Below are 12,478 nucleotides of genomic sequence, written 5' to 3' on the forward strand. Positions count from 1 at the left end.
GCCGTTGATCAATTAGTGAGCAGGATTCGGTGGTTGCCGGCTAAAGCAGGGCCGGGCATGCTGCCCGCTGATTTTCTATTCCAATGGCTGCCCCTGCGGCGGAAGCAAGGAGAACACGATGTCCAATACCCTGTTTATCACCGGCGCGACGTCCGGTTTTGGTGAAGCCTGTGCCCGTCGTTTTGCCGAGGCCGGCTGGAAACTGGTGCTGACCGGTCGTCGTGAAGAACGTCTCAACGCGCTGTGCGCCGAGCTGTCGAAGCAGACCGAAGTGCATGGGCTGGTGCTGGACGTGCGTGATCGCAAGGCGATGGAGGAGGCGATTGCCAACCTGCCACCGTCGTTCGCCAAACTGCGCGGCCTGATCAACAACGCCGGGCTGGCGCTGGGCGTAGACCCTGCACCGAAGTGCGACCTCGACGATTGGGACACCATGGTCGACACCAACGTCAAAGGCCTGATGTACAGCACCCGTCTGCTGCTGCCACGCCTGATCGCTCACGGTCGCGGCGCCGGCATCGTCAACCTCGGCTCTATCGCTGGTAACTATCCGTACCCGGGCAGTCACGTTTACGGCGCGACCAAAGCGTTCGTCAAACAGTTCTCGCTGAACCTGCGTTGCGACTTGCAGGGCACTGGCGTGCGCGTCAGCAACATCGAGCCGGGCCTGTGCGAGAGCGAGTTCTCGCTGGTGCGTTTCGGCGGTGATCAGGCGCGTTACGACGCGACCTACGCCGGTGCCGAGCCGATCCAGCCGCAGGACATCGCCGAGACGATTTTCTGGGTACTGAATGCCCCGGCGCACATCAACATCAACAGCCTGGAACTGATGCCGGTCAGCCAGACCTGGGCGGGTTTTGCCATCGAGCGCGACAAGGCTTGAGCCGGATAACGACCTGTCGCCAGCACAGCTGGCGATTTATCCGTCAGCGGAGATATTCCGCCAGACCGGCATAGCAGGTCGCCAAGTGATACGGCGTGGTCGACGGCATGTCCTTGCGGCTGACCTCGCCTCGCTCGTCGCGGCATTCATGCCAGCCACCGGTATGCAGGAAGCGCTGCTGCAACGCCTGCAATTGGCGCAGCACCGCGCTTTCACTGTCCGGGCGTAATGTCAGGGCGCGCAGGTATTCGGCCTGGGCCCAGATACGTTGGGTCGAATCTTTTGGCCGCCCGTCCATATTCAGATCAAGCATGGCCCGCACCGCGCCGGACGATTGCACCACGCCGTACTGCTCGGTGAAGGCAAAGGCCCGGTCCAGCGCGGCATGCAGTTTCGAGCTGCGCAGCAGGGGCGAGGACTCCAGCAGGAAATACCACTCGAACTGATGGCCAGGCTCATACCAGTTATCCACAGCTCCCAGCGGTTTTTCCATCAGCACACCGGCTTGCGGATCAACGAAGTGCTTGTGCATGGCTGTGCATAACTCGCTCAGCGCTTGCTTGACCTGCGCGTCTTCGCGCACAGCCAGCGTGGCCAGGAACGCCTCGGCCAGGTGCATGAGCGGGTTTTGCAGCGGGCCGGTTTCCAGCGTGATCCAGTCGCGGTCCAGGCAGGCTTCGTAAAGGCCATCACCAGTGGCGAAACGCCGGCCGATGACTTCCAGCGCGGCGTTGAGCGTGGATTCCACCAACGGCTCGCGAGACTTGTCCCAATAGTGGGCGCAAGCGAACAGGATGAAGGCGTGGGTGTAGAGATCCTTGCGCTGATCCAGCGGTTTGCCCTGCGGATCAATGCTGTAGAACCAGCCGCCGTGTTCGGCATCGTGGAAGTGTCGTTGCAGGGAGCGGAACAGCGCAGCCGCGCGGACTTCGGCGTTATCCACAACCCCGATCAGGCTGGAAAACAGATACAGCTGCCGTGCGCAGGCCATGGCCCGATAGCGCTGCGGTGGCAGCGGCTGGTGCGCGGCGTCCAACGCCTCGTAGGGCAGCGCCATGTCGGCGTTCCAGCCCGGTCCTTGCCAGAGGGGCACGATCACGTCCAGAAAGTGCTGTTGCACTTCACCGAACAGGGCGGTCAATTCAGGCAGGGAGGTGGAGCGGGAAGCGTGGGGCATGGGCGGACGTCGTCACGGCAGGGGCGATTGCGCGACATGGTAGCAGAGCAACGGCGTGATGAGACGCGGTGTCTGTCAGTCCGCCTTCGTCGGATCGCCGCCCGGACCAAGCTCGCTCCCACATTGGTTTTGCAGCGTTTACAAACCTTGTGGGAGCGAGCTTGCTCGCGAAGAGGCCTGATCAGGCGATAGAAATCATCCGGCCAGCAACCACGCACCGGTCACCGCCGAAGCCGCTCCGGCCAGTCGAACCAGCGGCGCGGCCGCCTGAGGCAGAAAACGCACGACCGCATAACCCGCAGCATGCAGTGCAGCCGTTGCGATCACGAAACCTGCGGCATAGGCCCATGGGCTCGACATGTCCGGCAGCTCCAGGCCATGGGCCACGCCATGGAACAGCGCAAACAGCGCCGTCGCCGCTACCGCCATCACCAGCGGCGGACGCACCGTCAGTGCCACCGCCAGGCCCAACGCCAGCACCGACGCGGCAATCCCGCTTTCCAGCGCCGGCAACTCCAGCCCTTCAAATCCGAGCAGGCCGCCGATCAGCATGGTACCGACGAAGGTGCACGGCAGCGCCCAGCGCGCGGCGCCTTGTTGCTGCGCCGCCCACAGACCGACCGCCACCATCGCCAGCAAATGGTCGAGGCCGCCGATCGGGTGGCTGATGCCGGCCACCAGGCCAGAGTCGCCATGGCCGGGGTGGGCGAAGGCCAGGGCCGGTGTCAGCAGCAGTGCGACGGCGCCGAGAATGCGTTTGAGTGTCATGGATAAGCTTCCTTGTTGATCAGTGAATCAGGCTGCGGTCAGCAGGCCCTGGCGTTCGATGAAGGCGATGATGTCTTCCAGGCCCTGACCGGTTTTCTGGTTGCTGAACACGAACGGCTTGCCGTTGCGCATGCGTTGGGTGTCGCTGTTCATCATCTCCAGCGAGGCGCCGACCAGCGGCGCGAGGTCGATCTTGTTGATCACAAGCAGGTCGGATTTGCAAATGCCGGGCCCGCCCTTGCGCGGCAGCTTGTCGCCGGCCGACACGTCGATCACATAGATGGTCAGGTCGGACAGTTCCGGGCTGAAAGTCGCGGAAAGGTTGTCGCCACCGGACTCCACCAGAATCAGGTCCAGCCCCGGAAAACGCCGGTTCAGTTGATCCACCGCTTCGAGGTTGATCGAGGCGTCTTCGCGGATCGCGGTGTGCGGGCAGCCGCCGGTTTCAACGCCGATGATCCGCTCCGGTGCCAGCGCTTCGTTGCGCACCAGAAAGTCGGCGTCTTCGCGGGTGTAGATGTCGTTGGTGACCACCGCCAGGTTGTAGCGCTCGCGCAGGGCCAGGCACAGGGCCAGGGTCAATGCGGTCTTGCCGGAACCGACCGGGCCACCGATGCCGACGCGCAGGGGTTGTGTGTTCATGTGATTCTCCAGATAAAAGGCCCTAGGAACGGAACAGGCGGCTGTACTGGCGCTCATGGGCCATGCACGCCAGGGACAGACCGAACGCGGCGCTGCCGAGGTGTTCGGGATTGATTCGGGTGGCATCCTGCTGCGCCTGTTGCAGCAGCGGCAGCAGTTCGCTGGTCAGGCGCTGGGCGGCTTGCTGGCCCAGCGGCAGGGTTTTCATCAGCACCGCGAGCTGGTTTTCCAGCCAACTCCACAGCCACGCGGCGAGGGCGTCTTGCGGGCTGATCTGCCAGGCGCGGGCCGCAAATGCCCAGCACAGGGCCAGGTGCGGTTCGGTGCATTGCTCAAGAAAATCGCGGGCCGGTGCGTCGAGTTCGGGCAAGCCGTGGAGCAACTGCTGCAACGAGTAGCCCATCTGCCGACTCTCCAGATGCAGTTCGCGGGTTTCGCGGCTGGCGCGGTGGCTTTCGCAGAGCCTGCGCAATTCATCCCAGCTTTCGTTTGCCGCAGCCTGGCAATGGGCGAGCAGCATGGGGGCTTCGAACCGGGCGAGATTGAGCAGTAACTGATCGCTGATCCAGCGGCGGGCGCTGTCCGGGCTGTCGACGCGACCGTTATCCACCGCCATCTCCAGGCCCTGGGAATAGCTGTAGCCGCCAATCGGCAATTGCGGACTGGCCAGGCGCAGCAGCGCCCAGGCCGGGTTCACAAACGGACGCCGAACTGATGGAGTTTCGGCGCGTAGTTGAAGTCCTCGTCACCGTGCCGCGAATGATGATGGCCGCCACCGTAGGCGCCGTGTTCCGGCTGGAACGGCGCTTCGATCGATTCCACGGCGGCACCAAGCTGTTCGAGCATCGCTTTGAGCACGTAATCGTCGAGCAGCCGCAACCAGCCGTCACCGACTTGCAGCGCAACATGGCGATTGCCCAGGTGATAGGCCGCGCGGGTCAGTTCGAAGGCGTTGGCGCAGGTGACGTGAAGCAATTGTTCGGGGCGGGCGCAGACCCGGACGATCCGGCCATCTTCGGCTTGCAGGCATTCGCCGTCGTACAGTGGTGGCTGGCCGCGCTCCAGAAACAGACCGACGTCTTCGCCTTCGGCACTGAAACAGCGCAGCCGGCTTTTGCTCCTGGCTTCGAAGCTCAGGTGCAACTCGGCGGCCCAGACGGGTTGGGGGTCGATTCTGCGATGAATCACCAGCATCGGAAAGCTTCCAGCAATGGACAATGCTCAGGCTAGAGCAAGGGGCTTGCCAATCGGACGATATGTAGGAAAACCCTGTCGGAGCGTAGCGGATGTTTCAAGATGTTGCAGGATTGTGAGGTGTTTTGGTGCATGAAGTTTTTTACATGCACCAAACAAGAGCCAGTGTGCGAGCGAGCTTGCTCGCGATGGCTTCCGCCCAGTCATATAGAGTTGACTGACACACCGCTATCGCGAGCAAGCTCGCTCCCACAGGGTATTGGGGCTGGAGAGGAATTATTCGGTACTACCAAGGCCTTGCCAGTGCTTCAACCCGATAAAGATGAAGCGCAACTGCTGGGTGATCTTCGCCTGTGGCGTCAGATGCTCGGGCAGGGCTTCGGCCGGCGGGTCGATGATGTCCGGCAGGGTGGCGAACACCGATTTGACGATCAGGTCCGCCATCACGCTCAAGCCTTCGCGATTGAGGTGCTGAAGCTTGGGCATCAAGGCCAGATCCGCCGCCAGGTCGGAGCTGATGTCCTCGCGCAAACGGCCAATGGCCTGACGCACCGGCAACGATCCGCCGTACTGCTCACGGGCGAGAAACAGGAATTGCGAACGGTTGGCGCTGACCACATCGAGGAAGATCCGCACCGACGCATCGATGATCCCGCCCATGACGAATTCGTTGTGGCGCACCAGGCGGATGGTTTCGCGGAAGGTCTGGCCGACTTCGCTGACCAGTACCAGGCCGAGTTCGTCCATGTCGGCGAAATGCCGGTAGAAACCGGTGGGCACGATGCCGGCGGTTTTCGTCACTTCACGCAGGCTCAGGCTGCCGAATCCTCGGCCGCTTTCCATCAAGTGGCGGGCAGCGTCCATCAGGGCGTTGCGGGTCTGTTGTTTCTGTTCGGCGCGGGGCAGCATCGCAAGGGTGTGTTCTTAGACAAGACAAGCGCCGCACTCTAGCAAATCGGCTTTGTCGGCGTCGAACGGCAGCGGGGGAGAGGGAGCAGGGAAATTTCGACTTCTTTAATACCGGCTGATGAAAAGTCAAAAGCCCAATCCGGGGATTGGGCTTTTTTCCAGGCCGCCATGGGCTTAGCTCAAAGCGCTGTTGCGTTCGATCACGCGGTCACCACCACCTTCGGCCAGGGTTTGACCTTGTGGGGTTTTGTCGTAGCCGTCAGCAGCGAGGGTCTGACCTTGTGGGGTACGGTCGCCACCGTCAGAAGCCAGAGTCTGGCCTTGTGGGGTACGGTCACTACCGTCAGATGCCAGGATTTGACCTTGTGGAGTGCGATCCGAGCCGTCTTGAACCAGACCTTTCTCTTCCAGGCGATCACGGCCGCCTTCAGCTACGAATTGACCTTGAGGGGTTTTGTCATAGCCATCTTGAACCAGGCCTTTTTCTTCCAGGCGGTTACGACCGTTTTCAGCCAGGGTCTGGCCTTGTGGAGTGCGGTCCGAACCATCAGCGGCAACAGTCTGGCTGAACACCGAGTGGCTGGTTTTGACTTGCGGAGTCGCTTGATCGGCAGCTGGCAGAGCGAAAGCGGTGCTGGCCAGCATCGAGAGGGTAAGACTGAACAGAAGTTGGCGTTTCATGATGGGTTGCTCCTTGGGAGGGCGATAAAGTGGGTACGAGGGCAATGCTACTCTCGATAAGTCGATATAAAAGTTCATAAACACAATGGTAATAATCAACAGAATTGATTGTTCGCTTGGGGGGCTCTAGCTCGGGCGTTTCAGGCGGGCGGTTTTGCACTGCGGTGGGTATTTTCCACCCACTTGCGCCCCGCAAATGTGCGGGACCGGTAACGCCCATTCGACCGATCGGTCAGAATGGCGACCGTTTTTTGCCCTCGATGGGGCTTTGGATTAAACCTGCGGGCTGTTTGTCAGTCACAGATTTCATGAGGGCCATCATGGCCCGTCGTTTCAGCTGCGTCGTGCCAATGGATGCAGTCGTCTTCAGGAGCTTTGTGCAATGACGCGCGCGCGTAAAATCTTCGCCTGGACCTTTACCACCCTCGTGCTGCTTCTGGCGGTGCTGGTGCTGATCATCGTGTTCTTCGACTGGAACCGGATCAAACCGCCGCTCAACGCCAAAGTTTCGGAAGAACTGCATCGACCGTTTGCCATCAACGGCAATCTGTCGGTGGTCTGGCGGCGCGAACTCGACGAGGGCGGCTGGCGCGCCTGGGTGCCGTGGCCGCATGTGGTGGCCGAAGACCTGACTCTGGGCAATCCCGACTGGTCGAAGCAGCCGCAGATGGTCACCCTGAAAAGGGTTGAATTGCGCATTTCGCCGCTGGCCTTGCTGGCACAACGGGTGACGATCCCGCGCATCGACTTGACCGAACCGAACGCGCAATTGCAGCGCCTTGCCGATGGCCGCGCCAACTGGACCTTCAAGTTCGATCCCAAGGATCCTAATGCCGAACCCTCGAACTGGGTGGTCGACATCGGTGCCATCGGTTTTGACAAGGGCCACGTCACCCTGGATGACCAGACCCTCAAGACCAACCTCGATCTGTTGATCGACCCGCTGGGCAAGCCGATTCCGTTCAGCGACATCGTCGGCGACAAAGCGGCGAAAACCGCACAGGACAAGGGCGGCGCGCCGCAGGATTACGCCTTCGGCCTGAAAGTCACCGGCCAGTACCACGGCCAGAAACTCGCCGGCCAGGGCAAGATCGGCGGCCTGCTGGCCCTGCAGGATGCGAGCAAACCGTTCCCGTTGCAGGCCCAGGCGAAAATCGGCGATACCAGCATCGAACTCGCCGGTACCCTGACCGATCCGCTCAATCTCGGTGCTCTCGATCTGCGCCTGAAACTGGCAGGCGCCAGCCTCGGCAACCTGTATCCGCTGACCGGCGTAACACTGCCGGACACCCCGCCGTACGCCACCGACGGTCATTTGATCGCCAAACTGCACGAGTCGGGCGGTGCGCAATTTCGCTATGAACAGTTCAACGGCAAGATCGGCAGCAGCGATATCCATGGTGATCTGGCCTACGTCGCCAGCCAGCCACGGCCCAAGCTGAGTGGTGCGCTGCTGTCCAATCAACTGCTGTTTGTCGACCTCGCGCCGCTGATCGGGGCCGACTCCAATGCCAAGCAGAAGGCCCGTGGCGGCGAAAGCAAACAGCCGGCGGACAAGGTGCTGCCGGTGGAAGAGTTCAAGACCGAACGCTGGCGCGACATGGACGCCGACGTCGAATTCACCGGCAAGCGCATTGTCCACAGCGAAGAACTGCCGTTCACCGACCTTTATACCCACCTCAAACTCAACGACGGCGAACTGAGCCTGGAGCCGCTGCGTTTCGGCGTGGCCGGCGGCAATCTCGACGCGCAGATTCGCCTCAACGGTCGCACCGAGCCGTTGGAGGGCCGGGCCAAACTGACCGCGCGCAAGTTCAAGCTCAAGCAGCTGTTCCCGACCTTTGAACCGATGAAGACCAGTTTCGGCGAGCTCAACGGCGATGCCGATATCACCGGTCGCGGCAACTCGGTGGCCAAATTGCTGGGCGGCGCCAACGGCAACCTGAAGATGCTGATCAACGACGGCGCGATCAGTCGCGAGTTGATGGAGCTGGCAGGTCTCAACGTCGGCAACTACGTGGTCGGCAAGATCTTTGGCGACAAGGAAGTGAAGATCAACTGCGCGGCGGCGGACTTCGACATCAAGACTGGCCTGGCGAGCACGCGGCTGTTTGTGTTCGATACCGAGAACGCGATCATTTACATCGACGGCACGGCGAACATGGCGACCGAGCAACTGGATCTGACCGTGACGCCGGAATCCAAGGGCTGGCGCCTGATTTCCCTGCGTTCGCCGCTCTATGTACGCGGCAAGTTCATCAAGCCGGATGCCGGGGTCAAAGCCGTGCCGCTGATGTTGCGCGGAGCAGGGATGGTGGCGCTGGGTGTGATCGCTGCGCCGGCGGCGGGGCTGCTGGCGCTGGTGGCGCCGAGCGGTGGCGAGCCTAACCAGTGCGCGCCGTTGCTGGAGCAGATGAAGGCGGGCAAGGCGCCAGCAACTGTCAAACCCACCAAGTAATTGCTGCAACTCAGATCGTTCCCACGCTCTGGAATGCATCCCGGGACGCTCCGCGTCCCAACAACGGACGCAGAGCGTCCATGGCGGCATTCCCACGCAGAGCGTGGGAACGATCGGTCGGTGGGGTTAGCGGGGATTAGAGGTCTTTCAGAATATCCGCCATGTCATCCGCATGCTCTTCTTCCTGAGCCAGGATGTCTTCGAAGATCCGGCGCGTGGTCGGATCCTTCTCACCGATGTACTGGATGATCTCGCGATAGCTGTCGATGGCGATCCGCTCGGCCACCAGGTCTTCGTAAACCATTTCCTTCAAGGTGTTGCCGGCCACGTATTGCGCGTGGGACATCTTCGACAGCAGGTCAGGGTTGAACTCAGGCTCACCGCCCAGTTGCACGATGCGCTCGGCGAGACGGTCGGCATGTTCGGCTTCCTGAGTGGCGTGCTCAAGGAATTCGTCGGCGGCGACGTTGGCTTTCAGGCCGTTGGCCATGAAGTAGTGGCGCTTGTAGCGCAGGACGCAGACCAGTTCAGTGGCCAGCGATTCGTTGAGCAGGCGCAGCACTTCTTCACGGTTGGCGCTGTAGCTTTCGGTCACCGCGCCATTTTCCACATGCTGGCGTGCGCGCTCGCGCAGGGTTTGAACATCAGACAAATGCAGGTCACTCATTTCAGTCTCCTGGAGGCTAATCCAATTGGCGTCACGTTCTGCTGACGTGATCGTTACCTGGTTGTGAGTGATAAACACCGCAAAAAGTTTTGTCGGATTCAGCGCGGGACATGCCCGGACAGCTGTGCTTCTTCGCGCAGCCAGGCAAAAAACGCTTTCACCGGTGGATGCCGCTCACGGCCCGGTACACAGAGGGCGCTGTAACCGGCACCGTCGACCTGCACTTCACCCTTGTACGGCACCAGCAAACCATTGGCGACGCTCTCCGACACCAGAATGTTGCTCGCCAGCACCAGCCCTTGCCCGGCGATGGCCGCTTGCAGGGCGTAATGCTCTTCGTCGTATTCGCGGACGGCCGGGTGCTGATTCAACCAGTTCTCGCCTGATTGTGCGCACCAGGCTTCCCAACCGTGGGCGTAGAGCTTCGAGTTGTGCCAGCGCACGCTGATCAGCGCCGGGGTGCGACGGGCGGCCAATGCCACCTGTTCCGGCGAGCCGTACACGCCGAACGATTCATCGAAGAGGCACAACCCGTAGAGGTTCGGGTAGTCGTCGAGGCTGTAGCGCAGCACCAGATCGACGCTGGCGTCCTGATGCAGGTCGATGACTTCGCAGTGGGTGTCCAGTCGCACATTGATGTTCGGGTGCTTGGCATAAAACCGCCCCAGTCGCGGCACCAGCCACAGCGCAGCGAACGCGGCGGTGGTCGACAGCGTCAGGTTGCTGCCGCTGCGTTGCGGACGCAGCGTGTCGACGCTTTGCGCCACCTCCAGAAACGCGCCGTGCAGGCTGCGAAACAGCCGCTCGCCACCCTCGGTCAGGCGCACCTGGCGCGGCAGGCGTTCGAACAGCGCCACGCCGAGCCAGTCCTCCAGCGAGCGGATCTGATGGGAAATCGCCGTCGGCGTCACCGCCAGTTCTTCGGCGGCCGCCTTGAAACTCAACAGGCGTGAGGCGGATTCGAACGCGCGCAGGGCGGTCAGGGGCAAGGCAGCGAACATGAAAACTCCACGGATGAAATCAATTCATCCAGACTGATTTTTGCTCATTTGAGCCGATGACATGAGCGCTGCAATCTGGCGCCACACAGTCACTCAAGTCTAGCCCCGAGGAGATTCAGATGAGCAAGATTCTTGCGATCCATGCCAGCCCACGCGGTGAGCGTTCCCATTCGCGGCGCCTGGCGGAAAGTTTTCTCAGCGCCTGGCAAGTCCGTCATCCACAGGCTCAGGTCACCCGCCGTGAAGTCGGGCGGGCGCTGATTCCGGCCGTGAATGAAGCGTTTGTCGCGGCGGCGTTTTATCCGGAGCCCGAAGCACGGCCGCTGACAATGCAGGCCGATCTGGCGCTCAGCGATCAACTGGTGGGCGAGTTGTTCGATCACGATCTGCTGTTGATTTCCACGCCGATGTACAACTTCAACGTGCCTAGCGGCCTCAAGGCCTGGGTCGATCAGATCGTGCGTCTGGGCCTGACGTTCGACCATACGCTGGACAACGGCATCGCCCAGTACACGCCGCTGTTGCACGGCAAGAAGGCGCTGATCGTTACCAGTCGCGGAGGTTTCGGATTCGGCCCGGGCGGGGAGCTGGAGGCGCTGAATCACGCCGATCCATGGTTGCGCACGGCGCTGGGTTTCATCGGCATCAACGACGTCACGGTGGTCGCCGCCGAGGGCGAGGAATCCGCCGAGCGCACCTTCGCGGTGTCGGTGGCCGAGGCCGAGCAGCGCTTGCTCGACCTGGCCCGGGAGTTCTAGGTGGCCTGGCTGTTTCTGCTGATCGCGGCGGGGTTCGAGGTCACCTTCGCCATGGGCATGAAGTACACCGAAGGTTTCACCCGGCTGTGGCCGTCGCTGATCACTGTGGTTGCGGCGGTGGGCGGGGTGTACTTCCTGACCCTGGCGATGCGCGAGTTGCCGGTGAGCATCGCTTATCCGGTCTGGACCGCCATCGGTTCGCTCGGCACGGTGTTTCTCGGTTTTGCCCTGCTGGGTGAGAGCCTGACGCTGGTGAAGTTGCTGTCGGTGGGGCTGATTGTGGCGGGGGTGGTGGGGCTGAAGTAGGCTGGTCGTGGAGTTGTCATCATCGAGGAGGATGCTTGGCGGGCGTTTTGCACGCCCTGCATCCACTTACCGACCACAAGGATGTTTGCCCATGTCGCAAGATTCGGCCACGCGTTATCCCCTGGTGCTGGTGCCGGGAATGCTCGGTTTTATCCGTCTGGTGCTGTACCCGTACTGGTACGGGATCGTCAAGGCGTTGCGCCGGGGTGGTGCGACGGTGATTGCGGTGCAGGTGTCGCCGCTCAATTCCACCGAGGTGCGCGGCGAGCAGTTGCTGACGCGCATCGATGAAATTCTCCGTGAGACCGGCGCGGCCAAGGTCAATCTGTTCGGCCATAGCCAGGGCTCGCTGACGGCGCGTTATGCGGCGGCCAAACGTCCGGATCTGGTGGCTTCAGTCACGTCGCTGGCCGGGCCCAATCACGGTTCGGAACTGGCCGACTATCTGGCGAAGCATTACCCGGCGGACAGCGCCAAGGGCCGAGTCCTTGAGGCGCTGTTGCGTTTTGTCGGCTGGCTGATGGCGCTGCTGGAAACCGGCTACCACGGGCCGAAACTGCCGGTGGATATCCACGCCTCGCACCATTCCCTGACCACCGAAGGCGTGGCGCTGTTCAACCAGCGTTATCCACAGGGCCTGCCGCAAACCTGGGGTGGGCACGGGGCGGAAGAGGTCAACGGTGTGCGTTATTACTCGTGGTCCGGCACGTTGCAGCCGGGCAAGACCGATCGCGGCGGCAATCTGTTTGACGGCACCAACCGCAGTTGCCGGTTGTTCGCCAAAACCTTCGTGCGCGAACCGGGGCAGTGCGACGGCATGGTCGGACGCTACAGCTCGCACCTGGGCACCGTCATCGGCGATGACTACCCGATGGATCACTTCGACATCGTCAACCAGTCACTGGGTCTGGTCGGCAAAGGCGCGGATCCGGTGCGGCTGTTCGTCGAGCATGCCGCGCGGTTGAAAGCCGCCGGGGTTTAACCGTTAAACCGAGTTATCGTTCTTCGCGAGCAAGCTCTCTCCCACATTTGGA

Annotated in this window: 14 protein-coding genes; 5 read left to right on the plus strand and 9 right to left on the minus strand. The window is 61.8% G+C overall.

All coding sequences use genetic code 11. The annotated features are described in order from the left end of the window. Positions 1–118 precede the first annotated feature (118 nt). Positions 119–883, plus strand: coding sequence for an SDR family oxidoreductase (locus tag CAF73_RS18290; protein ID WP_085703418.1), 765 nt, complete (start codon positions 119–121; stop codon positions 881–883). Positions 884–926: 43 nt separating this feature from the next. Here CAF73_RS18290 and CAF73_RS18295 read toward each other — a convergent pair whose 3' ends face one another. The 7 genes from CAF73_RS18295 to CAF73_RS18325 all read right to left on the minus strand — a co-directional run bounded on the left by CAF73_RS18295 (position 927) and on the right by CAF73_RS18325 (position 6,254). Further along, on the minus strand, positions 927–2,060 hold the full coding sequence (locus tag CAF73_RS18295) for an AGE family epimerase/isomerase (protein ID WP_085703419.1): 1,134 nt from the start codon (positions 2,058–2,060) through the stop codon (positions 927–929). Between the two features lie 195 nt (positions 2,061–2,255). After that, positions 2,256–2,828, minus strand: coding sequence for a HupE/UreJ family protein (locus tag CAF73_RS18300; protein ID WP_085703420.1), 573 nt, complete (start codon positions 2,826–2,828; stop codon positions 2,256–2,258). A 27-nt stretch (positions 2,829–2,855) separates the two neighbouring features. Then, the gene (gene ureG, locus CAF73_RS18305; protein ID WP_007950645.1) at positions 2,856–3,470 is read right to left on the minus strand and encodes an urease accessory protein UreG; all 615 of its coding nucleotides are present in this window, start codon (positions 3,468–3,470) and stop codon (positions 2,856–2,858) included. A 22-nt stretch (positions 3,471–3,492) separates the two neighbouring features. Beyond that, positions 3,493–4,167: an urease accessory protein UreF gene (locus CAF73_RS18310; protein ID WP_085703421.1), complete on the minus strand. Its 675-nt coding sequence runs from the start codon at positions 4,165–4,167 to the stop codon at positions 3,493–3,495. Beyond that, positions 4,164–4,664: an urease accessory protein UreE gene (ureE, locus tag CAF73_RS18315; RefSeq protein ID WP_085701283.1), complete on the minus strand. Its 501-nt coding sequence runs from the start codon at positions 4,662–4,664 to the stop codon at positions 4,164–4,166. The genes CAF73_RS18310 and ureE overlap by 4 nt, the downstream gene beginning before the upstream one ends. Before the next feature lie 276 nt (positions 4,665–4,940). Next, the gene (locus tag CAF73_RS18320) at positions 4,941–5,573 is read right to left on the minus strand and encodes a TetR family transcriptional regulator (protein WP_007950628.1); all 633 of its coding nucleotides are present in this window, start codon (positions 5,571–5,573) and stop codon (positions 4,941–4,943) included. 174 nt (positions 5,574–5,747) lie between these two features. Then, positions 5,748–6,254 carry a hypothetical protein gene (locus CAF73_RS18325; protein ID WP_085701281.1) on the minus strand — a complete coding sequence of 169 codons (507 nt, stop codon included), beginning with the start codon at positions 6,252–6,254 and terminating at the stop codon, positions 5,748–5,750. Positions 6,255–6,636: 382 nt separating this feature from the next. On the opposite strand from CAF73_RS18325, the gene CAF73_RS18330 reads away from it, so the two are divergent. After that, the gene (locus CAF73_RS18330; RefSeq protein ID WP_085703422.1) at positions 6,637–8,712 is read left to right on the plus strand and encodes an AsmA family protein; all 2,076 of its coding nucleotides are present in this window, start codon (positions 6,637–6,639) and stop codon (positions 8,710–8,712) included. Between the two features lie 136 nt (positions 8,713–8,848). Here CAF73_RS18330 and CAF73_RS18335 read toward each other — a convergent pair whose 3' ends face one another. Both CAF73_RS18335 and CAF73_RS18340 read right to left on the minus strand, forming a co-directional pair. Continuing rightward, a complete protein-coding gene (locus CAF73_RS18335; protein WP_064379129.1) occupies positions 8,849–9,379 on the minus strand; it encodes a bacterioferritin in 531 nt (176 codons plus the stop codon). A gap of 98 nt (positions 9,380–9,477) precedes the next feature. Then, the gene (locus CAF73_RS18340) at positions 9,478–10,380 is read right to left on the minus strand and encodes a LysR substrate-binding domain-containing protein (RefSeq protein ID WP_085703423.1); all 903 of its coding nucleotides are present in this window, start codon (positions 10,378–10,380) and stop codon (positions 9,478–9,480) included. 119 nt (positions 10,381–10,499) lie between these two features. On the opposite strand from CAF73_RS18340, the gene CAF73_RS18345 reads away from it, so the two are divergent. The 3 genes from CAF73_RS18345 to CAF73_RS18355 all read left to right on the plus strand — a co-directional run bounded on the left by CAF73_RS18345 (position 10,500) and on the right by CAF73_RS18355 (position 12,426). Further along, positions 10,500–11,138 (plus strand): FMN-dependent NADH-azoreductase, encoded by a 639-nt coding sequence (locus CAF73_RS18345; RefSeq protein ID WP_085609212.1) that lies wholly within the window; start codon positions 10,500–10,502, stop codon positions 11,136–11,138. Continuing rightward, on the plus strand, positions 11,139–11,444 hold the full coding sequence (locus CAF73_RS18350) for a multidrug efflux SMR transporter (protein WP_085703424.1): 306 nt from the start codon (positions 11,139–11,141) through the stop codon (positions 11,442–11,444). A 91-nt stretch (positions 11,445–11,535) separates the two neighbouring features. Beyond that, a complete protein-coding gene (locus tag CAF73_RS18355) occupies positions 11,536–12,426 on the plus strand; it encodes a triacylglycerol lipase (protein ID WP_085703425.1) in 891 nt (296 codons plus the stop codon). The last annotated feature ends 52 nt before the right edge of the window (positions 12,427–12,478 follow it).

The organism is Pseudomonas sp. B15(2017) (genome assembly GCF_002113215.1).
Classification (GTDB): Bacteria; Pseudomonadota; Gammaproteobacteria; order Pseudomonadales; family Pseudomonadaceae; genus Aquipseudomonas.

Bases quoted from the DNA above. Each gene is read 5' to 3' on its own strand.
- CAF73_RS18290 (WP_085703418.1), top strand. From the start codon at position 119: ATGTCCAATACCCTGTTTATCACCGGCGCGACGTCCGGTTTTGGTGAA.
- CAF73_RS18295 (WP_085703419.1), bottom strand. From the start codon at position 2,060: ATGCCCCACGCTTCCCGCTCCACCTCCCTGCCTGAATTGACCGCCCTG.
- CAF73_RS18300 (WP_085703420.1), bottom strand. From the start codon at position 2,828: ATGACACTCAAACGCATTCTCGGCGCCGTCGCACTGCTGCTGACACCG.
- ureG (WP_007950645.1), bottom strand. From the start codon at position 3,470: ATGAACACACAACCCCTGCGCGTCGGCATCGGTGGCCCGGTCGGTTCC.
- ureE (WP_085701283.1), bottom strand. From the start codon at position 4,664: ATGCTGGTGATTCATCGCAGAATCGACCCCCAACCCGTCTGGGCCGCC.
- CAF73_RS18320 (WP_007950628.1), bottom strand. From the start codon at position 5,573: ATGCTGCCCCGCGCCGAACAGAAACAACAGACCCGCAACGCCCTGATG.
- CAF73_RS18325 (WP_085701281.1), bottom strand. From the start codon at position 6,254: ATGAAACGCCAACTTCTGTTCAGTCTTACCCTCTCGATGCTGGCCAGC.
- CAF73_RS18330 (WP_085703422.1), top strand. From the start codon at position 6,637: ATGACGCGCGCGCGTAAAATCTTCGCCTGGACCTTTACCACCCTCGTG.
- CAF73_RS18335 (WP_064379129.1), bottom strand. From the start codon at position 9,379: ATGAGTGACCTGCATTTGTCTGATGTTCAAACCCTGCGCGAGCGCGCA.
- CAF73_RS18340 (WP_085703423.1), bottom strand. From the start codon at position 10,380: ATGTTCGCTGCCTTGCCCCTGACCGCCCTGCGCGCGTTCGAATCCGCC.
- CAF73_RS18345 (WP_085609212.1), top strand. From the start codon at position 10,500: ATGAGCAAGATTCTTGCGATCCATGCCAGCCCACGCGGTGAGCGTTCC.
- CAF73_RS18355 (WP_085703425.1), top strand. From the start codon at position 11,536: ATGTCGCAAGATTCGGCCACGCGTTATCCCCTGGTGCTGGTGCCGGGA.